We start from the raw sequence: 23,663 nt of genomic DNA on the forward strand, positions 1-23,663 counted from the left end.
GGCGGGAGCAGGCCGGCTCGCCCCGGGGCTCAGGGAGCCAGGGACGCGTAGCCGCGTGAGTCGTGGATCGCCAGACCGGCGAAGGCGGGCGAGGTCGAGAAGGCCGCCGTGACTGCGGCCAGCTGGACCTCCATCTGGGTGCGGGTCATTCCGGCGAAGGTCTGCTTGACCTCGGTCGGGTCGACGCCCAGGACGTTCGTCTCCTGGCCGATCCGCACGGGGCGGCCGAGCTGGGCGCCCGCGGCCACCTCGGCCGAGGCCAGGGCGATCGTGCCGTCCGGTCCGTCGGCGTGGTTGCGGTAGGCCATCACGGCGACGGCATCGGTGCGTCGCATGATCTCGCGGTCCAGGGTCGAGCCGTTGACGGTGATCTCGTCGAACCAGAAGGGGATGTCCGCCTCGATCGGCGCGCCCGTCGCAGCGGTACGGAGGGTGTCGAGGGTCGCGAGGTACTTCTTGACGACGGCCTTGCGGTTCTTCGTCCAGGCCGGGGTCGTGTAGGGCTCGATGTCGACGTGGACGCCGGTGAACAGACCGGTCGCGAGCGCCGGCTGCAGCCAGTTGGTGACCACCCACGCCGGGTTGTCGACCCAGCCCGGGTCGCCACCCAGGGCGTCGACGCGCAACCCGGCCGAGTCGGCCAGGGCGACGAGCTGCTGGAGCTGGGCGAGCTGTGGCGAGCGGTCCACGTTCGGGGGCACGGCGGCATACAGCTGCCCGATGCCGCGCGTCGTCGCGAGGGTGACGACCGCCTGCGGGTCGGAGGTGTCCCAGACCCACAGGGCTCGTGCGGCGGCGGGGCGACCCGTGCGGTCCACCGCGGCCAGCGGCGCAGCCATCGCCTGACCTGCCACCGTCACAACCACGGCACCCACGATCGCCACGAGGGCGACCATGGCCACGGAGCGCAGGGCAGAGGCGGGGCGGGGCACGGGTTGTCCTTTCGACGACCTCGCCATCATCGGGGGCCACCGCAGCGCCCCTGACCAACTTGGCCAAGCCTTTAAGGTTGTCTAGTCCTTTTGTCCCGGTTCGCCCGGCCGGACAACTGAGATGACGCGCGGGGGTCGGGTAGAGCACCCTTGACCCGTGGGACACCTCGACATCAACACCGTGAACTTCACCCTGCCCGACGGCAGACCGCTGCTCAGCGACGTCTCGCTCCGGGTGGGGGAGGGCGCCAAGGTCGCGCTCATCGGTCCCAACGGCACCGGCAAGACGACGCTCGGTCGGATCATCGCCGGGGACCTGGTCGCCCACGAGGGTGCGGTGAYCCGCTCCGGCGGCCTGGGGGTGATGCGCCAGTTCGYGGGGTCGGTGCGCGACGACTCGACGGTGCGCGACCTGCTGCTGTCGGTGGCGCCGGAGCCGCTGCGACGGTCGGCCGCCGAGATCGACCGCACCGAGCTGTTGATGATGGAGCGCGACAGCGAGGCCGACCAGATGGCCTACGCGCAGGCGTTGGTCACGTGGGGCGACGTGGGTGGCTACGACTACGAGACGCTGTGGGACGTCTGCACCGTGGCAGCCCTCGGTATGCCGTTCGACAAGGCCCAGTGGCGCAAGGTCACCACCCTGTCGGGTGGCGAGCAGAAGCGGGTGGTCCTCGAGGCGCTGCTGCGCGGCCCCGAGGAGGTGCTGCTGCTCGACGAGCCGGACAACTACCTCGACGTGCCCGCCAAGCGGTGGCTGGAGGACCAGCTGATCGCCTCGCCCAAGACGGTGCTGTTCGTCAGCCACGACCGCGAGCTGCTCAACCGGGTGGCCACGCGGGTCGCGACCCTCGAGCCCGGCGGCGCCGGGTCGACGCTGTGGGTGCACCCGGGCAGGTTCGCGACGTACCAGCAGGCCCGCGAGGACCGGAACTCGCGGCTGGAGGAGCTGCGCCGCCGCTGGGACGAGGAGCAGGCCAAGCTGAAGGCGCTGGTGATCATGTACCGCCAGAAGGCGGCCTACAACTCCGACATGGCGCCCAAGCTCCAGGCCGCGGAGACGCGGCTGCGGCGGTTCGAGGAAGCCGGCCCGCCCGAGGCCGTGCCCCCGCGACAGAACGTCCGGATGCGGCTCAAGGGTGGCCGCACCGCCAAGCGCGCCGTCATCGCCGAGCAGCTCGAGCTGACTGGCCTGATGAAGCCGTTCGACCTCGAGATCTGGTTCGGCGAACGCGTGGCGGTCCTGGGCAGCAACGGTTCGGGCAAGTCGCACTTCCTGCGCCTGGTCGCCTGCGGCGGCAGCGACCCCGACGCCGAGCACCGCCCGGTCGGCGACATCCAGCCCGCCTCGGTGACCCACACGGGTCGGCTGCGGCTCGGATCGCGGGTCCGGCCGGGTTGGTTCGCCCAGACCCACGAGCAGCCCGCACTGGTCGGCCGCACGCTGCTCGAGATCCTGCACCGCGGCGACGAGCACCGCACGGGACGTCCCCGGGAGGAGGCGGCCCGGGTCCTCGACCGGTACGGTCTGGCCCGCGCCAGCGAGCAGACCTTCGACTCGCTCTCGGGTGGCCAGCAGGCGAGGTTCCAGATCCTCCTGCTCGAGCTGTCCGGCGCGACCTGCCTGCTGCTCGACGAGCCGACCGACAACCTCGACCTGCACTCCGCCGAGGCCCTCGAGGAGGGGCTCGAGGCCTTCGAGGGGACCGTCATCGCCGTCACCCACGACCGGTGGTTCGCCCGTGGCTTCGACCGGTTCCTCGTGTTCGGTGCGGACGGCAGGGTCTACGAATCGGACGAACCGGTCTGGGACGAGGGGCGGGTGGCCCGCGCCCGCTGAGCGCCCGCCTCGGGGCGTCACCGTGGAGATGCGTGTAAAGGTTTTCGCAGCTAGCGTGCGAGACACCGCAGCGCGCCGAAGGAGTCGCGCCGCGACCTCGGAGGAGCAGCACATGCCAGGTCCACGCCGTCTGTATGCCGTCCTGCTGGGAGCAGCCCTCGCGATCGGTTCGGGGGTGGTGGCCGGAGTGCCCGCGGTGGCGGCTCCACCGACCGCCACGGTCACGCTCGTCGGGGACCTGCAGACCGAGCTGGGCTGTGCCGAGGACTGGTCGCCGCCGTGCGACAGCTCGAAGCTCGCCCGGGTGGGCGCCACGGACACGTTTGCCAGCACCTTCACGGTGCCGGCCGGGACGTGGGCCTTCAAGGTCGCCATCAACGACTCGTGGGCGGTCAACTACGGCGTGGGCGGCAAGCCCGACGGAGCGAACCTCTCGCTCACGTTGCTGAGCCCGATGCGGGTGGCGTTCAGCTACGACGACACGAGCCACGTGGTCTCCTTCGCACCCGCGGACCTGGCCGGGGGAACGACGGCCGCCGACGCGGCATACGCGAAGAGCTCGCTGCGCTCGTCGCTGACCCGTGAGCGCTTCTACTTCGTGATGGCCGACAGGTTCGCCAACGCCTCCGCGGCCAACGACGCCGGTGGATTGACGGGTGGACCCCTCACGACGGGCCTGGACCCGACCGCCAAGGGCTTCTACCACGGTGGCGACCTCAAGGGCGTCGAGAGCAAGCTCGACTACATCAAAGGCCTTGGCACCACTGCGATCTGGCTGACGCCGAGCTTCAAGAACAAGCCCGTGCAGGGTGGCCCGGGGCAGGAGAGCGCCGGGTACCACGGCTACTGGGTCACCGACTTCACGCAGATCGACCCGCACCTCGGCACCAACGCCGACATGAAGTCGCTGATCGCCGCGGCCCACGCCAAGGGCATGAAGGTCTTCTTCGACATCATCACGAACCACACGGCCGACGTCATCGACTACGAGGGCGGAAAGTACACCTACCGGTCGAAGGGCAGGTTCCCCTACGAGGACGCCTCCGGCACGACCTTCGACGACCGTGCCTACATCGACAAGACGTTCCCGGAGATGAACCCGGCGACGTCGTTCCCCTACGTGCCCTTCTTCCACCCGGGTGGCGACACCGCCAAGGTCCCGTCGTGGCTGAACAACCCGTTGATGTACCACAACCGCGGTGACTCGACCTTTGCCGGCGAGTCCTCGACCTATGGCGACTTCTCCGGTCTGGACGACCTGTTCACCGAGCGCCCCGAGGTCGTCAAGGGCATGGGTGACATCTACAACAAGTGGGTCGACTTCGGCATCGACGGGTTCCGCATCGACACCGTCAAGCACGTGAACCTCGAGTTCTGGCAGAAGTTCATCCCCGACATCCTCGGCCATGCCAAGCAGGCCGGGAAGCAGGACTTCTTCGCCTTCGGCGAGGTCTTCGACGGCAACCCCGCGGTGATGTCGGAGTACACGACGGCAGGCAAGCTCCAGGCCACCCTCGACTTCGGGTTCCAGCAGCAGGGCGTCGACTTCGCCAAGGGCAGGCCCGCCAAGACCCTGGCCGACTTCTTCGCCAAGGACGACTGGTACACCGACGCCGACAGCAACGCCTACCAGCTGCCGACGTTCCTCGGGAACCACGACATGGGCCGCGTCGCGATGTTCCTCAAGGACTCGGCGACCACCGAGGCCGAGCACCTCAAGCGGGTGCAGTTCGCGGACTCGCTCATGTTCACGACGCGCGGCAACCCGGTCACCTACTACGGCGACGAGCAGGGCTTCGTGAGCACCGGTGGTGACCAGGCAGCCCGCGAGGACATGTTCGCCAGCAAGGTCGCCCTCTACAACAACGAGACCGTCCTCGGCGGCCCTGACGGCTCGATGGACCGGTACGGCACCACCAACCCGATCTACCAGCACATCGCGGCGCTGTCCCAGGTGCGGGCCAAGCACCCTGCCCTCGCCGACGGTGCCCAGGTCACCAGGTATGCCGCCGACGGCGCCGGCATCTTCGCGGTGTCCCGCGTCGACGCCGGACAGAAGGTCGAGTACGTCGTCGCGGCCAACAACGACACCAAGGTCGCCACGGCCACGTTCCCCACGTGGAGCAAGGGCAGCGGCGTGGTGTTCACGCCGGCCTTCGGCACGGACACCTCGGCGAAGCCGAAGGCCGACGGGTCGCTCACCGTCACCGTCCCGCCGCTCACGGTGAGCGTGTGGAGGGCCAACAAGGCCATCGCCACCTCCGGTGCCGCCCCGACCGTCCAGGCCGAGGTGGTGGGCGCCGACGGTGGCCACGGCATCTACGGCCGTGCCGAGGTCACGGCGAAGGTCCAGGCCAGCACGTTCGCCCAGACGACCTTCCTCTACCGGCCGGTCGGGACGTCGACCTGGACGACCCTGGGCACCGACGACAACGCGCCGTTCCGCGTGTTCCACGACGTCTCGGGCTTCCCGGTCGACACCTACCTCGAGTACCGCGCCGTCACCAAGGACGCCGCTGGTCGGGTCGCTGCCGACTCCACCTGGGCGGTCGTCGCCAACCCGCCCCAGCCCGTCATCGACAACGGTGACCCACGGGCCACTCAGCCGACCAGCGTCACGGTGGCCGGCACGCACAACTCGGAGATGGGTTGCTCGGAGGACTGGTTGCCTGCGTGCACCCAGGCCATCCTGGCCTTCGACACCAACGACGGCATCTGGAAGAAGGCCTTCACCCTCCCCGCAGGGTCCTACTCCTACAAGGCCGCCCTCAATGGCAGCTGGACGGAGAACTACGGCGACAAGGGAATTCGCGACGGCGCGAACATCTCCTACGACACGGACGACGGCACCGTGACGTTCTACTACGACCCCACGACGCACTGGGCGACCTCCGACGAGCAGGGGCTGATAGTCACGGCACCCGGCACCTTCCAGTCCGAGCTCGGCTGTTCCGCCGACTGGCAGCCCGCCTGCATGCGCCCGTGGCTGCAGGACAAGGACGGTGACGGTGTCTTCACGTGGTCCACGAAGCTGATCCCCGCTGGCAGCTACGAGTTCAAGGTGGCCTACGCGCTGTCGTTCACCGAGAGCTACGGCGACGGCGGTGGCCCGGCCAACATCCCGCTGACCGTGCCCGCTGCCGGCGCGACGACGACCTTCAGCTTCGACTCGGTGTCGCACCTCACCACGGTGACCAGCGAGTAGGGCCTCCGCCCCCGACCAGCAACCTTTGCTAGCAAAGGTTGCTGGTCGGCGGACAGGTTGCAACCTGTCCCTCAGCGAGTTTCCTTTGCTAGCAAAGGTTGCTGGCAAAGGTTGCTGGCAAAGGTTGCTAGCAAAGGTTGCTGTCGAAGACGGGGGTGGGGATGGGACGGGCGCCGGTGAGGTTGGGTTCGCGGCGAGTGAGTAGCTAGCTGACCAGGGAGATGCGACGGCCTTCGAGGTGGACGCGGAACCCTCCGGTGACCACCTCAACGTTGGTCAGGCGCATGCCCTGGGGCAGCCCCTCGACCTGCTCACGGACGGTCACGAGTTGCCGCACGGCAGCCGAGGCCGCGGTGTTCAGCAGGTCCGGACCACCCAGGTCCACCGTCTCTGGCTCGATCACGAGCAGGCCGTCCACGGCGCGCACCGTGCCCGTCGCCGTCACAGGCACGTCGCGACCCAGCAGCGTCACGGTGCGGCGCAGGCCCGCGCGGCCCGACCCCGCGGCATACAGCACCACACCGTCACCCACCTGCGCTCCGGCGGACGCGAACGGGAGGACGGCGTCGATGGTCAGGCTGCCTGCGGTCAGACCCGCCTCGGTGAGGCTCACCTCGCGCCCGGTGGCGTGCACATCGGTGAGTGGGCCGTCAGCCGTGAGGACGGCGGCGCTGTCGAGGGCGACCGTCGAGAGCCAGGTCTGGCCCTGGCCGAGCCGCGAGGGTGCTCCGGGGATGGCCACCGGCGGCGGGCTCGCCGGCGGTTCGTCCTGGGGGACCGACAGCACCAGGGCGGCCACCCCTGCCACGAGGAGGAGGACGGCGGCCAGCAGTCCGGTGAGGAGGCCGAGGAGGAACCTGCGCATGCCCCATCCTCTCCCGATGGCTCACGGGGTAGTGGCGGCGTCCTCGACCTCGAGCTCCTCGACCGGCTGGGTGCGCCCCCGGCGCCAGGCCGGGAGGAAGCAGACGAAGCCGAGGGTGCTGATGGCCCCGGCGACGACCATGGCGGTCGCGATCGAGGTGTGCGCAGCCAGCAGGCCCAGGAGCGGACCCGCCACGGCGCCACCCGCCTGCATGACGAGGGAGCCCAGGGACAGGATCGTCGCCCGGTTCTTCGCACTCGCCTCGCGGTGCATCAGGCCCATGTAGGCCGGACTGGCAGCTCCGTGCAGCGAGTAGGTCACGAGGTAGGCCCCGATGAGGGCGGCAGGTCCCAGGACCAGGCCCATCGCCACGACGCCGAGCCCGTTGAGCACGCGACCGAGCACGGCGGCCGGCACCAGCCCGAAGCGGTCGGCGGCGCGCCCGCCGAGCCACGACCCGACAGAGAACAGCGCCCAGCCCCCGGCCGCCGCCGGGCCCATCCACGCGCCGGCCCGTGCCTCCGAGCCGAGCAGGTCGGACAGCCGCAGCGGCATCAGCGTCTCGTAGGCCATCATCCCGATGACCCAGAAGAGCTCGACCAGCACCAGACCGGCCAGCACCGGGTTGCGCGTCACCAGGCGCAGCCCGCCACGCACCACGGCCGGTGTCTCCCGGACGGAGTCGCTCAGCCTGTTCCGCAGCCGACTGTCGCTGCGCGGGGTCTCGCGCAGCAGCACGGTGGTGGCGAACAGGTGCACCACGCACAACGCCACGAACACCTGGACGGGCAGCAGGAGGGCGCTGGACTCGCGGAACGGGTGCCAGGCGATGAGGCCACCGGACACCAGGGCGCCGCCGCCCATGCCGATCCCGACCAGCACACCCTGCGCCGACATGGCGCGATGGACGTCGGCGCCCGGCTCCCGCTCGTGGACCGTGTCGACGTACCAGGCTTCGAGGGGGCCGGAGTCGAGCGCCCGGTAGACACCCATCAGACCGGCGGCCAGGGCGAACTGCCAGAACGACTGGGCGAAGAGGAAGGCCACACCGGCGCCGATGTTGACCACGCCGGCGACCAGCAGCAGCGGACGCCGGCCCAGGGCGTCGGCGAACCCGCTGGTCGGGAGCTCGAGCAGGAGGACCATGATCCCCTGCGCGGTCATGTAGAGCGTGATCTGCTCGATCGTGAGTCCCCGCTCGCGGGCCACCAGGGTGAAGATGCCGACGACAAAGCCGACCGGGAGCCACCGGGTCGTGCTGAGGACCAGGAAGACGCGTTTGGCCGCAGTGGGGGAGAGGGTGGTCACGACTGGTCCTTCCCGCGCGGAGTGCGGTCGAGGTCGAGGGGGTAGATGGCGGAGTAGACGGCCAGACGACGGGCCTCGGGATTGCCCTGGCCGACGCGGCGGTACTTCAGGAGGAGCTCGTCGATCTCGGTCTTGAGGGACTCGACCTGCTCGGGGGTGGCGATGACGAAGTTGTCGCTCATGCCGGCGGCGTCCCGCCAGGCCGACGGCCAGGTCGCCTCGACGTCGAGCCACTGGTCGAACTTCTCGGCGAAGTGGCGGGAGTAGTCCCGGACCAGCCAGCTCAGCGCGGTCTCGGAGTCCTCGTCGCCCTCGAAGTCGCTCGCGTCCCACGTGTGGAAGTCGGTCGCGGCCTCCCAGAGCCGGCGCTTGCCCTCGCCCTTGCCGGTGTCCGCGACCAGGCCCACGGACTCGAGCTTGCGCAGGTGGTAGGACGTCGCGCCCGAGTTGGTCCTGAGGTGGGTGGCCAGGTCCGTCGCCGTGGCGGGCCCGTTGGTCCGCAGCGCACTCAGCAGCCGCGAGCGCAGCGGGTGGGCGAGGACCTTGAGGGCGGCGGCGTCCAGGCGCAGCCCGGTCAGGTCGCCGATCTGGGTGCGAGAGGTGGTCATGCGTGCACAATACCTTTGCACACTATGAATGCACAAGTATTCTGCATAGGAAGTGTGCACCGTTGTTTCCGCAGGTCAGAGGCCTTGTAGGCCCCGGCCTGAGGCGATTTGGGGACACGTCCCTCTTCCCCGTAACATTGACCACTGTTGTGCCGTGCGCCCTCGACAGGCGCTCACCCAGCGGTCCGGTCACGGATCGCGCGCCTCGGGCGCACACGGCATACGAGTCCATCATCATCACTTCACCAGCAGTAAAGGGCCATTACCTTGCGCACCTTCACCCCCAAGCCGGCCGAGGTCACTCGCACCTGGCACGTCATCGACGCCACGGACATCGTCCTGGGTCGACTGGCGAGCCAGACCGCGATCCTCCTGCGCGGCAAGCACAAGACCACGTTCGCCCCGCACGTTGACGGTGGCGACTTCGTCATCATCATCAACGCCGAGAAGGTCGCCCTCACCRGCGCCAAGCTCGAGCAGAAGAAGGCCTACCGCCACTCCGGCTTCCCGGGCGGCCTCAAGAGCACCTCCTACACCGAGCTGCTCGCCAAGAGCCCGGCCAAGGCCGTGGAGAAGGCCGTCCGCGGCATGCTCCCGCACACGACGCTCGGTCGTGAGCAGCTGACCCACCTCAAGGTCTACGCCGGCTCCGAGCACCCGCACAGCGCCCAGAAGCCCGTCCCGTTCGAGATCACCCAGGTCTCCCAGTAAGGATTTCTTGTGACTGACATCAACACTGAGACCCCTGTCGAGGGTGACGAGGTCGAGCTGACCGAGTACACCTCCGAGTCCGAGGGCCCCGTTTCCGACGAGCCCACGCGTCGCGCGAGCGCCACGGCGCCCGGTGCCGCGACCGGTCGACGCAAGCAGGCCATCGCCCGCGTGCGCATCGTCCCCGGCAACGGCGAGTGGAAGATCAACGGGCGCACGCTCGAGCAGTACTTCCCCAACAAGGTCCACCAGCAGATCGTCAACGAGCCGTTCACGCTGCTCGAGCTCGACGGTGCCTACGACGTGCTCGTGCGCGTCCACGGTGGTGGCCCCTCCGGCCAGGCCGGCGCGGTCCGCCTCGGCGTGGCGCGCTCGCTCAACGGGATCGACGAGGAGCTGAACCGTCCGGCGCTCAAGAAGGCCGGCTTCCTCACCCGTGACGCCCGCGTCCCGGAGCGCAAGAAGGCTGGTCTCAAGAAGGCCCGCAAGGCGCCCCAGTACTCCAAGCGCTGATCCTGGCTCCTGCCAGCAGCACCGCCCCAGGCGGCACCCGACAACTCGGGTGCCGCCTGCGGCGTTGTCAGGAGTAGGTTCGCAGCAGTTGCGTCCGCGCGCCCGGCCAGGCCGACGAGGTATGCCGGGTGCGCACCCTGATCGTCGGAAAGGCTCCCCTTCATGCCCACAACGGCACGACTCTTCGGTACCGATGGTGTTCGCGGCCTCGCGAACGTCGACATCACGGCCGAGCTGGCGCTGCGCCTCAGTGTGGCCGCAGCGCACGTCCTCGGTGACGACGCCCGTCGCGCCGGTCGGCGCCCCAAGGCCGTCGTCGGCCGGGATCCCCGCGCCTCGGGCGAGTTCCTCTCCGCCGCAGTGATCGCGGGCCTGGCCTCGGCCGGGGTCGACGTCTACCACGCGAACGTGCTGCCGACGCCTGCCATCGCGTTCCTCACCGCGGACACCCATGCCGACTTCGGCGTGATGCTGTCGGCGTCGCACAACGCCATGCCCGACAACGGCATCAAGTTCTTCGCCGCGGGTGGCCACAAGCTGGACGACCGGATCGAGGACGAGATCGCCGCGCGGCTCGACCAGGAGTGGGACCGCCCCACCGGGGCCAACGTCGGCCGGGTCGTGACCATGCCCGACGGGCACACCCGCTACATCTCGCACCTGCTGACCGTGCTGCCCAACCGGCTCGACGGCATCAAGGTCGTGATCGACGGCGCCCACGGAGCGGCGAGCTCGGTCTCGCCCGAGGTGTTCCGGCTCGCCGGCGCCGAGGTGTTCGAGATCGGCACCGAGCCCGACGGCCTCAACATCAACGACGGCTACGGCTCGACCCACCTCGACCACCTCAAGGCTGCCGTGATCGCCCGCGGTGCCGCGCTGGGCATCGCCCACGACGGCGACGCCGACCGCTGCCTGGCCGTCGACGCCAACGGCACGGAGGTCGATGGGGACCAGATCATGGCCATCCTCGCGGTGTCGCTGAAGTCGCGGGGAGCCCTCGCGCAGGACACCCTGGTCGCCACGGTGATGAGCAACCTGGGTCTGCTCCAGGCCATGGAACGCGAGGGGATCGCCATGCGGCAGACCGCGGTGGGCGACCGCTACGTCCTGGAGGACATGCGGGCGTCGTCCTTCTCCCTCGGTGGCGAGCAGAGCGGCCACGTCATCTTCCTCGACCACGGCACCACGGGCGACGGCGTGCTCACCGGCCTGATGCTGGCCGCCAGGGTCGCCGAGACCGGTCAGCCCCTCTCCGAGCTGGCCACCGTGATGCGTCGCCTCCCGCAGGTGCTCATCAACGTCAAGGGCGTCGACAAGTCGCGCGTCGAGTCCGACGAGGAGCTCCAGCAGGCCGTCAAGGCCGAGGAGGTGGCGCTCGCCGGCACCGGTCGGGTGCTGCTGCGCAAGTCCGGCACCGAACCCGTCGTGCGCGTCATGGTCGAGGCCGGCGAGCAGGAGCAGGCCCAGGCCGTCGCCGACCGACTCGTCGAGGTCGTCAAGGCGCGCCTGACCCTCTGACGTCACGTCACGTCACGTCACGCCAACGGCGAGGTATGCCGGGTGGTCACCGCCCGGCATACCTCATCTGTTGGGCAGCGAGGCGCCTGTAAAGCGTTGGTGGCTAGGCGGATTCGGCGAGCAGGCCGACGATGTGCCCGGCGATCTCGAGGGAGCTGGTCGCGGCCGGAGAGGGGGCGTTGAGGACGTGCACGACCGACCCGGACCGCTCGATCAGGAAGTCGTCGACCAGTGAGCCGTCGCGCTTCATGGCCTGGGCTCGCACCCCTGCGGGGGCCGGCACCAGGTGTTCGTCGCGGACCTCGGGCACGAGGCGGCGCAGGCTCTCGGCGAACCGGTGGCGCGAGAGCGACCGGGCGACCTCCGCAGACCCGGCGCGGTAGTTGCGCGCCGCGAGCCGCCAGAAGCCGGGATAGGTCAAGGTGTCCCGCAGCTCGCGGAGCCTGACCGTGCGCCAGTCGTACCCCTCTCGAGCGAACGCGAGCACGGCGTTCGGCCCGGCGTGGATGTGCCCTCCGATGCCGCGCGTGAGGTGCACACCGAGGAACGGGAAGTCCGGGTCGGGCACCGGGTAGATGAGGTTGCGCACCAGGGGCGTGGCCTCGGGTGTCAGCTCGAAGTACTCGCCGCGGAAGGGCACGATCCGGGCCGAGGGCTGATGACCCAGACGGCGGGCGACCTCGTCGCAGTGCAGACCGGCGCACGCGACGACGAGGTCGACAGCGATGTCACCGGCCGTGGTGCGCACGATCGTCGTCGCCCCTGAGCGGACGGCTCCGAGCACCTCGGCGCCCAGCATCAGGGTGGCGCCCGCCCGCTGGAGGCGTCGCACGAGCGCCGCGCACACGGCGCCGTAGTCGATGATCCCCGTCGCCGGCACGTGCAGGGCCGCGACAGCGCTGACGTGCGGCTCGTGCTCCTTCGCCTGCTCCCCGGTGAGCCGGGTGACGACGAGACCGTTGGCGAGCCCGCGCTCGTGCAGGCGCGCCAAGCCTGGCAGCTCGTCCTCGCGGGTGGCGACCACGAGCTTTCCGCAGATCTCGTGGGCGACACCCTCCTCCTCGGCGAAGGCGACCATGGATGCCGCGCCGCTGCGGCACATGACCGCCTTCTTCGAACCGGGCGCGTAGTAGAGCCCGGAGTGGATCACCCCGCTGTTGCGCCCGGTCTGGTGGGCGGCCCAGCGGTCCTCCTTCTCGACCAGGGTGACGTGGGCGTCAGGGTGGTCTCGGCACAGCCGCTCGGCGACGGCCAGCCCGATGATCCCACCGCCGATCACGAGGTAGCGCAGCGGCGTCGGCATGCGCCCAGCGTAGAACCGGGCGGGATGGACGCGCGGCGGAACGACCATGATCGGCGGCGCCGGAATGCCCGTGGTCGGGCGGCGGTTGTCAGGACGGGTTGGTGAGCCGAGGATGTCACCACCCGTCACCCCACCGAAGGCGAGCACCATGCCCCACGAGTCACTGACCGAACCGCTCTACTCCATCGCCGCCACGGCTCAGGGCGGCCGCGCGGGACACGTCACGAGCGAGGACGGCGTCGTCCACCTCAAGCTGGGCAAGCCCGGCAGCAAGGCGAACCCCAAGGCCAACCCCGAGACGCTGTTCGCCGCAGGCTTCGCCGCGTGTTTCGGCAACGCCCTCAACTCGGTGGCCACCGCCATGGGTCTGGACACCTCGGACTCCACCGTCACCGCGACGGTGACGCTCGGCGAGACCGACACGGGCGTCGGTCTCGCGGTGGCGCTCGTCGCCGAGGTGCCCGGCCTCGACCGCGGCACCGCGCAGCAGCTGGTCGACGCCGCGCACGAGCGCTGCCCCTACTCCAAGGCCACCCGCGGCAACATCGACGTCACCGTCGCCCTCGCCTGACGGCGCTTCGCGACCTCCCACCCGAGATCCCAGCTCTCGCTGGTCCCGGGCTGCCGTGCGGCCGAGAGGTCTGATCTCGAGGGAGTCCGGGCCCGCGGGTATGCCGCGGGCGTCAGACCACCCGCGACAGCAGGCCGGTGTCGACGTCGTACATGAAGCCGCCCACGGCGACCTGGTCGCCGATGAGGGGGTGCGAACGGACGGCGCGCACGTCGGCGAGCAGAGCTTCGCGCTGGTCGTCGATGACGTGGAATCCCTGCCAGGACGCGTCCTGACCCGCCGACGCGCCCACGCGTTCGCGCAGCTCGGCCTCGGTGTTGCTGGCCATCGCGCACCTGGTGTGGGGGACGATGAGGATGCGCTCGACCCCGAGCAGGTGCACGCCGAGGACCAGCGCCTCGAGGGCGTTGGCCGTGATGCGCCCGCCGGGGTTGCGGAAGATCTTGGCGTCACCCGGGGACAGGCCGAGCATGCGCAGCGGGTCGATGCGCGAGTCCATGCAGGTGACCACGGCGACGCCGCGGTGCGCGATGCCGTCGAAGCCGCCGAGCGTGAAGCGGGCGGCGAACGCCTCGTTCGCGGCCAGGAGGTCGTCGAATCCCCTGGGGGCAGAGGTGGGGTCGTTCACAGCAGCAGGGTTGCTCACGTCAGCATTCTCGCTCACGGCAGGTGTGTCGCTCACAGGAGTCCCGGTCGCTTGGGGATGGACCTCGCCATCGGCTTGATGGTGGAGGCGAAGAAGTCGTTGCCCTTGTCGTCGACGACGATGAAGGCGGGAAAGTCCTCGACCTCGATCTTCCAGACGGCCTCCATGCCGAGCTCGGGGTACTCCAGCACCTCGACCGACTTGATGCAGTCCTGGGCCAGCCGGGCGGCCGGACCGCCGATCGACCCGAGGTAGAAGCCGCCGTGGGCGTCGCAGGCATCGGTGACCTGCTTGGAGCGGTTGCCCTTGGCCAGCATCACCATCGAGCCGCCGGCCGCCTGGAACTGGTCGACGTAGGAGTCCATCCGACCCGCGGTCGTCGGTCCGAACGAGCCGCTCGCATAGCCCTCCGGCGTCTTGGCCGGACCGGCGTAGTAGACGGCGTGGTCCTTGAGGTACTGAGGCATGCCGTCGCCGGCGTCGAGCCGCTCCTTGATCTTGGCGTGCGCGATGTCTCGGGCGACGACCAGGGGACCGGAGAGCGAAAGCCGTGTCTTGACAGGGTATTTCGTGAGCTCGTCGCGGATCTCGTCCATCGGGCGGTTGAGGTCGATCCGCACGACGTCGTCGCCCTCGTCCTCGAGGTGCTCGTCGGTCGTCTCGGGCAGGAACCGCGCTGGGTCCCGCTCCAGGACCTCGATGAACACGCCCTCGGGGGTGATCTTCCCGAGCGCCTGGCGGTCGGCCGAGCAGGAGACGGCGATGGCGATGGGGAGCGACGCGCCGTGGCGGGGGAGCCGGACCACCCGGACGTCGTGGCAGAAGTACTTGCCGCCGAACTGGGCGCCGATGCCGAAGTTGCGCGTCAGCTCGAGGACCTGCTCCTCGAGCTCGGTGTCGCGGAACCCGTGGGCCGCGATGGACCCCTCCCTGGGCAGCTCGTCGAGGTACTTGGCCGACGCGTACTTGGCCGTCTTGAGGGCGAACTCGGCACTCGTGCCGCCGATGACGATGGCCAGGTGGTACGGCGGGCACGCCGAGGTGCCGAGGCTGCGCAGCTTCTCGTCGAGGAAGGCCAGCATCCGCTCGGGGTTCAGGACCGCCTTGGTCTCCTGGTAGAGGAACGACTTGTTGGCGCTTCCGCCACCCTTGGCCATGAACAGGAACTTGTATGCCGTCTCGTGCCCCTCGGCAGTGTCGGCGTAGAGCTCGATCTGGGCCGGGAGGTTGGAGCCGGTGTTCTTCTCCTCCCACGTCGTGATGGGGGCCATCTGGGAGTAGCGCAGGTTGAGGCGGGTGTAGGCGTCGTAGACACCTCCGGCGATGGCGCGCTCGTCCGCGCCCGAGGTGAGGACGTGCTGGCCGCGCTTGCCCATCACGATCGCGGTGCCGGTGTCCTGACACATGGGCAGGACACCGCCGGCGGCGATGTTGGCGTTCTTGAGCAGGTCCAGCGCCACGAACTTGTCGTTGTTGCTCGCGTCGGGGTCGTCGATGATGCGACGCAGCTGGGCCAGGTGCGCGGGGCGCAGGTAGTGCGCGATGTCGTGCATGGCCGTCTCGGTGAGCGTCCGCAGCGCCTCGGGCTCGACCTGGAGGAAGGTGCGTCCGTCAGGTCCCTCGACCGTGGAGACGCCGTCGGTGGTCAGCAGGCGGTACTCGGTCTCGTCCGGGCCGATCGGCAACAGGTCCACGTAGTCGAAGTCGTTCTCGGGCATGGTGCGGGATGTTCTCCTTGGTCTACAGCTCGTCGAGGGCGGGGGCGTAGGCCCCGGCCTTCCCGACGGTGATGCCGCTGGTGGCTATGCCGCGGGCGACGGCCGGTCGGACGTCCTCCAGTGTCGCGCTGTGCAGCCGCTCGCGCGCACCCGGGTCCCCGAGCAGGCCGGAGGCGAGCAGGCCCGACAGGAGTCCGGCCATGAACGAGTCGCCGGCGCCCACGGTGTCGACGACGGTGCGGGCGGCCGTCGGCGCCCGGCCCTCGCCCGGACCGCTGGCGACGCGGTAGGCCACGCCGTCGGCGCCGAGGGTGACGACCACGACGCTCGGGCCCTGGCCCAGCCAGCGCGTCATCACCGCCTCCGCGCTCTCGTCGGGGTAGAGGTAGGCCAGGTCGTCACCCGAGGCCTTGACCACGTCGCTGAGCCGGACGAGCTCCTCGACCCGTGCCCGCACCGGCTCGAGCTCACCCATGATCCCGGGGCGGATGTTGGGGTCGTAGGACACCGTCCCGTGCTCGCGCCCGGCGACCAGGGCATCGGTGACGCTCTGCGCCCCGGGCTGCAGGATGGTGCCCAGCGACCCGGTGTGGACGTGGCCGGTGCCGTCCGGGATGGGGATGGTCGGCAGGTCCCAGTGCAGGTCGAACGTGTAGGTGGCGGTGGCGTGCTCGTCGAGCGTGGCCAGCGCAGTGGAGGTCGGCAGGTCGCCGAAGCTCTCGGGCAGCACCGTCACCCCGTGCGAGCGCAGGTGGGACGCGATCCGCTCGCCGCGCTCGTCCCGCCCGACCCGGCACGCGAAGTCGACGTCGTGCCCCAGCATGGCCAGCCCGATGGCGACGTTGGCCGGGCTGCCACCGACGTGCTCAGCCGTGGTTCCCGCGCTGTCGAGGACGATGTCGACGAGCGCCTCTCCGATGACGAGGTTCCTGACGTTCACGGAGCTGCCTTTCTGTGGGACGTGGCTGGGGGATTGGCTGGGTGGGTGAGGTGCGGTGCTGGGGGGTGCAGTCAGCCGGCGTGGTCGAAGTCGATGGACGAGTACGCCCGCAGCTTGGCGAGCTGGTGGTGGCTCTCGATGAGGCGGATGGTGCCGGACTTGGAGCGCATCACCAGGGAGTGCGTCGTCGCCCCGCCTGCGCGGTAGCGAACCCCCTTGAGCAGCTCGCCGTCAGTGATGCCGGTGGCCACGAAGAAGCAGTTCTCACCGGTGACCAGGTCGTCGGTCGAGAGCACCCGGTCGAGGTCGTGGCCGGCGTCGATGGCGCGCTGGCGCTCGTCGTCGTCCTGCGGCCAGAGCCGGCCCTGGATGACGCCGCCGAGGCACTTGATCGCGCAGGCGGTGATGATCCCCTCAGGCGTCCCGCCGATGCCGAGGAGCAGGTCGATGCCGGTGTCGTCGCGCGCTGCCATGATCGCGCCGGCGACGTCGCCGTCGGAGATGAACCTCAGCCTGGCCCCGGCGTCGCGCACCTCCGAGGCGAGCTGGTGGTGCCGCGGCCGGTCGAGCATGACGACCGTGACGTCCTCGACGGTCTCCTTCTTGGCCTTGGCGATCCGCTTGATGTTCTCGGCGACGGGGAGGCGGATGTCGACGACGTCGGCGGCCTCCGGGCCGGTGACGAGCTTGTCCATGTAGAAGACGGCGCTGGGGTCGTACATCGACCCGCGGTCCGACACGGCGAGCACCGAGACAGCGTTCGACTGGCCCTTGGCCGTGAGCGTCGTGCCGTCGATGGGGTCGACGGCGACGTCGCACTCGGGCCCGATGCCGTCGCCGACCTCCTCGCCGTTGTAGAGCATCGGGGCGTCGTCCTTCTCGCCCTCGCCGATGACCACGACACCCTTCATCGACACCGTGCTGATCAGCGCGCGCATCGCCTCGACGGCAGCACCGTCGGCGCCGTTCTTGTCGCCTCGGCCGACCCAGCGGCCACCGGCCATGGCGGCTGCCTCGGTCACCCTCACCAGCTCGAGGGCGAGGTTGCGGTCAGGTGCCTCGACACCGACGCGCAGGGACGAGGGGAGGTGCTGCTCAGACATGCATCGATCCTTCACACGGCGACGGGTGAGCGCCCGAAGCCTATCGGTGGTGGGGGTGGTTGGCGCCCGGCGGTGCGCGTCAGGGACGATGGGGGTGTGAGCGCCCCTGCACCCCGAAGTTCCTACGCCAACGGCTCCGCGGCAAACATGATCCGTTCCCTGCTGGTCATCGGGGTGATCGTGGCGGCGCTCATCGCCATCGTGCCCCGGGTCAACAGCGTGTCGCAGCCTCCGGTCGACGTCGCAGGGGCCTCTGTCGAGGTGGCCCGGGAGAGCGGCTGGCCGATCGACCGGCCCGAGGCGCTGCCTGACGGCTGGAAGGCCACCAGCGTGCGCTACGTGCGTTCGACGGGAGGTCTGATGACCTGGCACGCGGGCTACCAGTCGCCGACCGGCAACTACATCGCGATCGAACAGACCAAGGACGCGACGGCCGAGTGGGTCTCGGCCCAGACCAACCGCGCCACCCAGACCGGCGAGGTGCAGGCCGCCGGCAAGACATGGGGCACCTACGTGCGCAACGGCAAGCTGCAGAACAGCCTCGTCCACCGCGCCGAGACCCCCGCCGAGCTCACCACGATCGTGACCGGCACAGGCACCTTCGAGGAGCTCACGGCGTTCGCCGAGACGCTCCGGCCGGTCCCGACCAGCTAGGCCTCGTCCTGGCTGAGGGCGGCTTCCGCCCCGTCGAGCCAGGTGCTGCAGTGCGCCGCGAGGGCTTCGCCGCGCTGCCACAGCCGCATGCTCTCCTCGAGACCGAGCTGGCCGCCCTCGAGCTGGGCCACCACGCTGATGAGCTCGTCGCGGGCCTGCTCGTAGCTCAGGTCCGCCACGTCGTCGTTCAGGTCCGCCACGTCGTTCGCGTCGGTCTCGACTGGGTCGGTCGTCGCCTTGTCTGCTGCCTTGGCCATGGTCCTGCAGCCTAACCGGCCGGGCCGGGCAGCCCGACGACCCGAGCGGCGAAGTCTCCCCGCGCCACCCGCACCCGCAGCACCTCGTCCACGGCGACCTCGCCCTGGTCGGTGACGACGCGCCCGTCGCGGTGCTGCACCACGGCATACCCGCGCTCGAGGGTGGACAACGGCGACAAGGTCCGCACCTGGGCGTGGAGGTGGTGGATCTGGTCGGCAGCTCGGTGCACGGAGGCGAGGACGCGACGGTGGGCGCGGTCGGTGAGGGCGTCGAGCTCCTGGCGGCGGGCGTCGATCATCGCCGTGGGACGGGCCATCACGGGGCGGGACCGCAGCGCGGTGAGGTGGCGTCGCTCGCTGGCGATCCGCGCCTGCAGCGCGCGCCGCCCGCGGTCGCGGGAGTGGCGTATGCCGTGGCGCTCTGCCTGCGCGTCGGGCACCACGCGCTTGCCCGCGTCGGTCGGTGTCGAGGCGCGCCAGTCGGCGACGTGGTCGAGCAGGGGGGTGTCGACGTCGTGGCCGATCGCCGAGACGACCGGCGTGCGGGCCGCGGCCACGGCGCGGACCAAGGCCTCGTTGCTGAACGGCAGGAGGTCCTCGACCGACCCGCCGCCGCGGGCGATGACGATGACGTCCACCTCGGGGTCGGCGTCCAGCTCCTGCAGGGCCGCCATCACCTCCTGCACGGCCGCACCCCCCTGGACGGCGACCTCCCGGATCGCGAACCGGACGGTCGGCCAGCGCCGCCGAGCGTTCTCGACGACGTCCTTCTCGGCGGCACCGGCCCGCCCGCACACCAGACCGACGGTGCGTGGCAGGAACGGCAACGGGCGCTTGCGGTCGGCGTCGAAGAGTCCCTCGGAGGCGAGGGTTCGCTTGAGGTGCTCGACCCGGGCGAGCAGCTCGCCCACCCCCACGGGGCGGATCTGGCGGGCGTCGAGCATGAGCGAGCCCCGCTGGGTCCAGAAGACCGGCTTGGCCTGGAGCACGACGCGCTCGCCCTGGGTGAGCGGGGTCGGCATCGCGTCGAGGGCGTTGACCTGGATGGCGACCGACAGCGACATGTCGACGTCGGGGTCGCGCAGGGTGAGGTAGGCCGTGCGCTGCCCCGGCCGGCGGGTGAGCTGGACGACCTGGCCCTCGACCCACAGGACCGACATCTTCTCGACGTACTCGGCGATGCGCATGCTCAGCAGCCGCACCGGCCACGGCGACTCGGCGGAGGTGTCCGCGGCCTTCTCGGGCAGCGCCGGTCGCTGTTCTGGGCCGCTCACGCGGCTCACTCTAGGACGTGGCCACCGACAATCCTTCGGGTATGCCGCGGGGTGACCACGCGGCATACCCTCGCCGGCGATTGGGGTGCCGTGCGGCGGCAACCTACGATGGACCCATGACTGACGCCACGGAACGACCCACCAAGCGCGTGCTGCTTGCCGCCCCGCGGGGGTACTGCGCAGGCGTCGACCGGGCCGTCGTGACCGTCGAGAAGGCGCTCGAGCTCTACGGCCCGCCGGTTTACGTGCGCAAGGAGATCGTGCACAACAAGCACGTCGTCACGACGCTGGAGAAGCGCGGCGCGATCTTCGTCGAGGAGACCGACGAGGTTCCCGAGGGCGCCACCGTGATCTTCTCGGCCCACGGCGTCGCCCCGGTGGTCCACGAGGAGGCCAAGGCGCTCAAGCTCAAGACCATCGACGCGACCTGCCCGCTGGTGACCAAGGTGCACCGCGAGGCGGTCCGGTTCGCCAGCGACGACTTCGACATCCTGCTCATCGGCCACGAGGGCCACGAGGAGGTCGTCGGCACCTCGGGTGAGGCGCCCGAGCACATCACCCTCGTCGACGGGCCGGACGACGTGGCGAACGTGACCGTCCGCGACCCCGACAAGGTCGTCTGGCTGTCACAGACCACGCTGTCGGTCGACGAGACGATGGAGACCGTGCGCCGGCTGCGCGAGCGCTTCCCGTCGCTGCAGGACCCGCCCAGCGACGACATCTGCTACGCCACCCAGAACCGCCAGCTCGCCGTCAAGCAGATGGCTCCGGACTGCGACCTGATGATCGTCGTGGGCTCGCGCAACTCCTCGAACTCCGTTCGTCTCGTCGAGGTCGCGCTCGAGCACGGCTCCAAGGCCGGGCACCTCGTGGACTATGCCGACGAGATCGACGAGACCTGGCTCGACGGGGTCGCCACCGTGGGTGTGACGTCGGGCGCCTCGGTCCCCGAGCTGCTCGTCCGCGACGTGCTGGCCTACCTCGCGGAGCGCGGCTACGCCGATGTGGCGCCGGTCGTGGCGGCCGAGGAGAGTCTGCTGTTCTCGTTGCCCAACGAGATCCGGCGCGACCTCAAGGCTCGTGGCCTCAGCGACAAGATGCGCCACGACGCCGCGTTCGAAGAGGCCGGTTCGCTGCACTGACGGTGAGGCAGCCGTCGGGGAGAGGTCGGTCACGACGCGCGCGCCCCCGCGCGGACGTGTCAACGAGAACCGACCCCGCGCGGGTACCGTCTGACCCATGATCGGCCTGACCAGTGCGCGAACGCGGCTGACGCAGCGGCTCGTCGCCCGGGCCACCGGAGGCGGACCCGTCGACCTCACGAGCCTGGAGGCCGTTCCGCGCCGACTGCTGCGACCGTTGCGACGGTCCGGTTTGGACCCCGTCYACCGGATCGGCAGCTCGGCGCCGGACCCGGTGCACCGGCTGGCCCACATGTTCGGCATGAACATCTGGCTGGTGTCGGGCCAGGACGAGGTCAAGGCCGTGCTGGCCGACCAGCGGCGGTTCAGCAACGACATCCGCCCCTACGTCGGTGCGGCCGGAGCGAGTGTCGGCGGGCTCGGGTTCACCGACCCTCCCGAGCACACCCGGTTGCGCACGCTGCTCACGCCTGAGTTCACCATGCGCCGGATCAACCRGCTGACGCCGCGGATCGAGGCGATCGTCGACGAGCAGCTCGACCGGATGGAGGCGAGTGGCCCGGTCGTCGACCTCGTCGAGCAGTTCGCCTTCCCGATCCCGTTCCTCGTCATCTGCGAGCTGCTCGGACTGCCCGTCGAGGACCGCGCGCGGTTCATGACCCTCAGCCACGCGCGGTTCGACGTCACGGCCGGTGGCGCGGGAGCCTTCGGCGCCATCTCGCAGAGCCAGCTGTTCCTCCTCGACGCCACCCGGAAGCAGCGGGCCGACCCCGGCGACGGGCTGCTGGGCCGGATCCTCGCGGCAGTGGGCGACGAGGTCAGCGACGAGGAGGTTGCCGGTCTGGCCGACGGGGTCTTCACCGGCGGCTACGAGACGACGGCCAGCATGCTGGCGCTCGGCTCACTGGTCCTGCTGCGGGACCGCGAGCACTTCGAGCTGGTCCGAGACGACGACAGCGCGATCGACCGGGTGGTCGAGGAGATGCTGCGCTACCTCAGCGTCGTCCAGATCGCCTTCCCGCGGTTCGCCAAGGAGGACCTCGACCTCTTCGGCAAGCGGATCAACAAGGGTGACGTGGTGATCGCCGCGCTCAGCCGAGCCGACCGGGACCACCGGGTCGGGCCCGACCTCGGCACCTTCGACCCGAACCGGCCCCCCTCGCCGCACGTGGCGTTCGGATACGGCTTCCACCGCTGCGTGGGCGCCGAGCTGGCTCGCCTCGAGCTGCGGATCGCCTTCCCCAGACTGGTCCGCCGGTTCCCGGAGCTGGCTCTGGCCGTGAAGCCGGAGACCCTGGCTTTCCGCGACAAGTCGATCGTCTATGCAGTCGACTCCCTGCCGGTCCACCTCGACGCGGTGTCGAGGTCGTCGAACGCCAGCTGAGGGCGCTCCGCGTCGGCTGTGGCCGCCTCGATGAGCTCCATCGCCGTGAGGACCCGCGGGCCGGCCTCGAGCGCCTGGGGGCTGGGGAGTGGCTGCTCGACGATCCCCGCCTCGTGCATCCGGCGGGCGGAGACCAGCACGCGGGACTCGAGCGCCCCGACCATCTGGTTGTAGGCCTCGACGGACCGCTGCAACGCGGTGCCCATCTTCATGGTGTGGCTCCCCAGGGTGCCCAACCGGTCGTAGAGGTCGCGGCCCAACGTCATGACCTCCCGCGCGTGGGCCGTGAGGGCGTCCTGCTGCCAGGTGAAGGCGACCGTGCGCAGCAGGGCGAGCAACGACCCGGGGCCGACGAGCACGACCCGTCGAGCCATCGCGTCCTCGTGCAGCGCCGGGTCGGCCGACAGGGCCGCGGCGAGCATCGCGTCGCTGGGCACGAAGCAGACCACCATCTCGGGCGAGTTCTCGAAGGCGGTCCAGTAGTCCTTGGCGGCCAGCGCCGTGACGTGCGACTTCAGGGACGCCGCGTGCGCTCGCAGGAAGGTCGCGCGCTCACTGGCGGACAGGTCCTCCGCCTGGGCCGAGAGGAACGCGCCCATCGGGGCCTTGGAGTCGATGACGAGGTACTTGTCACCGGGCAGCCGCACCACGACGTCGGGGCGCACCTGACGCTGGTGCCGGCTCACGCGGCATACCTGCTCGTCGAAGTCGCACCGGGCGAGCAGCCCGGCGTGCTCGAGGACCCGGCGCAGCTGCACCTCTCCCCATGCACCGCGAACGGTGGAGGAGTTGAGCGAACCAGCGAGCGACTGGGTCTGGCGGCCGAGGGCGGTGGTCGACTCGCGCACGGCGGCAATCGTGGTCTCGAGCGCCGCGAACTGGCTGGTGCGGTCGCGCTCCAACGTGCCGACCTGCTGCTCGACCCGGACCAGGGCGTCGCGCAGGGGTAGGAGGGCGGCCGCGGTCTGCGCGTCGTCGGAGACGGCCGCCTCGAGGTCGACCACACGCTCACGCAGGAGGTCGGACTCGGTGCGCGCTGACGCTAKGGCGGCGGCGCCGGAGGTGCGCGCGACCCACCACCCCGTCGCCGCGCCGACGACCAGGCCGAGGATGAGGATGCCCACGAGTTCCATGCGCCGACCATCCCACCTGGCGCCGACAGCCGTGTCTA

General features: G+C 70.3%; 21 protein-coding genes. 9 read left to right on the forward strand and 12 right to left on the reverse strand.

Annotation, left to right across the window (positions count from 1 at the left end; genetic code table 11):
* Window positions 1–29: 29 nt before the first annotated feature.
* Window positions 30–932 (reverse strand): hypothetical protein, encoded by a 903-nt coding sequence (locus AC1DVZ_RS14540; RefSeq protein ID WP_477618917.1) that lies wholly within the window; start codon window positions 930–932, stop codon window positions 30–32.
* Window positions 933–1,089: 157 nt separating this feature from the next.
* Here AC1DVZ_RS14540 and AC1DVZ_RS14545 point away from each other — a divergent pair, with 157 nt between their 5' ends.
* Entirely contained in the window at window positions 1,090–2,772 is a 1,683-nt protein-coding gene (locus AC1DVZ_RS14545) for an ABC-F family ATP-binding cassette domain-containing protein (RefSeq protein WP_477618918.1), read from the forward strand.
* A gap of 112 nt (window positions 2,773–2,884) precedes the next feature.
* Window positions 2,885–5,977, forward strand: coding sequence for a pullulanase X25 domain-containing protein (locus tag AC1DVZ_RS14550; RefSeq protein WP_477618919.1), 3,093 nt, complete (start codon window positions 2,885–2,887; stop codon window positions 5,975–5,977).
* A gap of 205 nt (window positions 5,978–6,182) precedes the next feature.
* Here AC1DVZ_RS14550 and AC1DVZ_RS14555 read toward each other — a convergent pair whose 3' ends face one another.
* The 3 genes from AC1DVZ_RS14555 to AC1DVZ_RS14565 are packed head-to-tail and all read right to left on the reverse strand — an operon-like array spanning window position 6,183 to window position 8,758.
* The gene (locus AC1DVZ_RS14555; protein ID WP_477618920.1) at window positions 6,183–6,842 is read right to left on the reverse strand and encodes an LmeA family phospholipid-binding protein; all 660 of its coding nucleotides are present in this window, start codon (window positions 6,840–6,842) and stop codon (window positions 6,183–6,185) included.
* Window positions 6,843–6,863: 21 nt separating this feature from the next.
* Window positions 6,864–8,150 carry an MFS transporter gene (locus AC1DVZ_RS14560; RefSeq protein WP_477618921.1) on the reverse strand — a complete coding sequence of 429 codons (1,287 nt, stop codon included), beginning with the start codon at window positions 8,148–8,150 and terminating at the stop codon, window positions 6,864–6,866.
* Complete coding sequence (locus AC1DVZ_RS14565; RefSeq protein ID WP_477618922.1) at window positions 8,147–8,758, reverse strand: ArsR/SmtB family transcription factor; 612 nt, start codon at window positions 8,756–8,758, stop codon at window positions 8,147–8,149. The genes AC1DVZ_RS14560 and AC1DVZ_RS14565 overlap by 4 nt, the downstream gene beginning before the upstream one ends.
* 267 nt (window positions 8,759–9,025) lie before the next feature.
* Between AC1DVZ_RS14565 and rplM the strand changes: the two genes are divergently transcribed.
* The 3 genes from rplM (at window position 9,026) to glmM (ending at window position 11,500) form a co-directional block, all read left to right on the forward strand.
* Window positions 9,026–9,469 (forward strand): 50S ribosomal protein L13, encoded by a 444-nt coding sequence (gene rplM, locus AC1DVZ_RS14570; protein WP_477618923.1) that lies wholly within the window; start codon window positions 9,026–9,028, stop codon window positions 9,467–9,469.
* Between the two features lie 9 nt (window positions 9,470–9,478).
* Window positions 9,479–9,982 (forward strand): 30S ribosomal protein S9, encoded by a 504-nt coding sequence (gene rpsI / locus AC1DVZ_RS14575; protein WP_477618924.1) that lies wholly within the window; start codon window positions 9,479–9,481, stop codon window positions 9,980–9,982.
* 162 nt (window positions 9,983–10,144) lie between these two features.
* Window positions 10,145–11,500, forward strand: coding sequence for a phosphoglucosamine mutase (gene glmM, locus AC1DVZ_RS14580; protein WP_477618925.1), 1,356 nt, complete (start codon window positions 10,145–10,147; stop codon window positions 11,498–11,500).
* 103 nt (window positions 11,501–11,603) lie between these two features.
* Here glmM and lhgO read toward each other — a convergent pair whose 3' ends face one another.
* The gene (gene lhgO, locus AC1DVZ_RS14585; protein WP_477618926.1) at window positions 11,604–12,803 is read right to left on the reverse strand and encodes an L-2-hydroxyglutarate oxidase; all 1,200 of its coding nucleotides are present in this window, start codon (window positions 12,801–12,803) and stop codon (window positions 11,604–11,606) included.
* 148 nt (window positions 12,804–12,951) lie between these two features.
* Here lhgO and AC1DVZ_RS14590 point away from each other — a divergent pair, with 148 nt between their 5' ends.
* Entirely contained in the window at window positions 12,952–13,374 is a 423-nt protein-coding gene (locus AC1DVZ_RS14590; protein WP_477618927.1) for an Ohr family peroxiredoxin, read from the forward strand.
* Between the two features lie 112 nt (window positions 13,375–13,486).
* On the opposite strand, the gene AC1DVZ_RS14595 is transcribed toward AC1DVZ_RS14590, so the two are convergent.
* The 4 genes from AC1DVZ_RS14595 to glpX form a co-directional block, all read right to left on the reverse strand.
* On the reverse strand, window positions 13,487–14,020 hold the full coding sequence (locus AC1DVZ_RS14595) for a beta-class carbonic anhydrase (protein WP_477618928.1): 534 nt from the start codon (window positions 14,018–14,020) through the stop codon (window positions 13,487–13,489).
* A 32-nt stretch (window positions 14,021–14,052) separates the two neighbouring features.
* A complete protein-coding gene (locus tag AC1DVZ_RS14600; protein ID WP_477618929.1) occupies window positions 14,053–15,738 on the reverse strand; it encodes a fumarate hydratase in 1,686 nt (561 codons plus the stop codon).
* Between the two features lie 22 nt (window positions 15,739–15,760).
* The gene (locus AC1DVZ_RS14605; RefSeq protein WP_477618930.1) at window positions 15,761–16,678 is read right to left on the reverse strand and encodes a PfkB family carbohydrate kinase; all 918 of its coding nucleotides are present in this window, start codon (window positions 16,676–16,678) and stop codon (window positions 15,761–15,763) included.
* Window positions 16,679–16,749: 71 nt separating this feature from the next.
* Window positions 16,750–17,781, reverse strand: a complete 1,032-nt coding sequence (gene glpX / locus AC1DVZ_RS14610) for a class II fructose-bisphosphatase (protein WP_477618931.1) — start codon at window positions 17,779–17,781, stop codon at window positions 16,750–16,752.
* A gap of 96 nt (window positions 17,782–17,877) precedes the next feature.
* Between glpX and AC1DVZ_RS14615 the strand changes: the two genes are divergently transcribed.
* Window positions 17,878–18,435 carry a DUF4245 domain-containing protein gene (locus tag AC1DVZ_RS14615; protein WP_477618932.1) on the forward strand — a complete coding sequence of 186 codons (558 nt, stop codon included), beginning with the start codon at window positions 17,878–17,880 and terminating at the stop codon, window positions 18,433–18,435.
* Here the strand turns inward: AC1DVZ_RS14615 and AC1DVZ_RS14620 are convergent.
* On the reverse strand, window positions 18,432–18,692 hold the full coding sequence (locus AC1DVZ_RS14620; RefSeq protein WP_477618933.1) for an exodeoxyribonuclease VII small subunit: 261 nt from the start codon (window positions 18,690–18,692) through the stop codon (window positions 18,432–18,434). The genes AC1DVZ_RS14615 and AC1DVZ_RS14620 overlap by 4 nt on opposite strands.
* Before the next feature lie 11 nt (window positions 18,693–18,703).
* Window positions 18,704–19,879 (reverse strand): exodeoxyribonuclease VII large subunit, encoded by a 1,176-nt coding sequence (gene xseA / locus AC1DVZ_RS14625; protein ID WP_477618955.1) that lies wholly within the window; start codon window positions 19,877–19,879, stop codon window positions 18,704–18,706.
* A 203-nt stretch (window positions 19,880–20,082) separates the two neighbouring features.
* Between xseA and AC1DVZ_RS14630 the strand changes: the two genes are divergently transcribed.
* On the forward strand, window positions 20,083–21,108 hold the full coding sequence (locus AC1DVZ_RS14630; protein ID WP_477618934.1) for a 4-hydroxy-3-methylbut-2-enyl diphosphate reductase: 1,026 nt from the start codon (window positions 20,083–20,085) through the stop codon (window positions 21,106–21,108).
* 97 nt (window positions 21,109–21,205) lie between these two features.
* Entirely contained in the window at window positions 21,206–22,492 is a 1,287-nt protein-coding gene (locus AC1DVZ_RS14635) for a cytochrome P450 (protein ID WP_477618935.1), read from the forward strand.
* Here the strand turns inward: AC1DVZ_RS14635 and AC1DVZ_RS14640 are convergent.
* The gene (locus AC1DVZ_RS14640; protein ID WP_477618936.1) at window positions 22,429–23,625 is read right to left on the reverse strand and encodes a DNA recombination protein RmuC; all 1,197 of its coding nucleotides are present in this window, start codon (window positions 23,623–23,625) and stop codon (window positions 22,429–22,431) included. The genes AC1DVZ_RS14635 and AC1DVZ_RS14640 overlap by 64 nt on opposite strands.
* Window positions 23,626–23,663: the final 38 nt, after the last annotated feature.

The sequence above is a fragment of the Pedococcus sp. P2_E5 genome (assembly GCF_056403895.1).

What these genes read in the sequence shown, in the direction of transcription:
- xseA (WP_477618955.1), bottom strand. Translation starts at nt 19,879, where the DNA reads ATGCGCATCGCCGAGTACGTCGAGAAGATGTCGGTCCTGTGGGTCGAG.
- AC1DVZ_RS14550 (WP_477618919.1), top strand. Translation starts at nt 2,885, where the DNA reads ATGCCAGGTCCACGCCGTCTGTATGCCGTCCTGCTGGGAGCAGCCCTC.
- AC1DVZ_RS14565 (WP_477618922.1), bottom strand. Translation starts at nt 8,758, where the DNA reads ATGACCACCTCTCGCACCCAGATCGGCGACCTGACCGGGCTGCGCCTG.
- AC1DVZ_RS14600 (WP_477618929.1), bottom strand. Translation starts at nt 15,738, where the DNA reads ATGCCCGAGAACGACTTCGACTACGTGGACCTGTTGCCGATCGGCCCG.
- AC1DVZ_RS14555 (WP_477618920.1), bottom strand. Translation starts at nt 6,842, where the DNA reads ATGCGCAGGTTCCTCCTCGGCCTCCTCACCGGACTGCTGGCCGCCGTC.
- AC1DVZ_RS14620 (WP_477618933.1), bottom strand. Translation starts at nt 18,692, where the DNA reads ATGGCCAAGGCAGCAGACAAGGCGACGACCGACCCAGTCGAGACCGAC.
- glpX (WP_477618931.1), bottom strand. Translation starts at nt 17,781, where the DNA reads ATGTCTGAGCAGCACCTCCCCTCGTCCCTGCGCGTCGGTGTCGAGGCA.
- glmM (WP_477618925.1), top strand. Translation starts at nt 10,145, where the DNA reads ATGCCCACAACGGCACGACTCTTCGGTACCGATGGTGTTCGCGGCCTC.
- lhgO (WP_477618926.1), bottom strand. Translation starts at nt 12,803, where the DNA reads ATGCCGACGCCGCTGCGCTACCTCGTGATCGGCGGTGGGATCATCGGG.
- AC1DVZ_RS14630 (WP_477618934.1), top strand. Translation starts at nt 20,083, where the DNA reads ATGACTGACGCCACGGAACGACCCACCAAGCGCGTGCTGCTTGCCGCC.
- AC1DVZ_RS14590 (WP_477618927.1), top strand. Translation starts at nt 12,952, where the DNA reads ATGCCCCACGAGTCACTGACCGAACCGCTCTACTCCATCGCCGCCACG.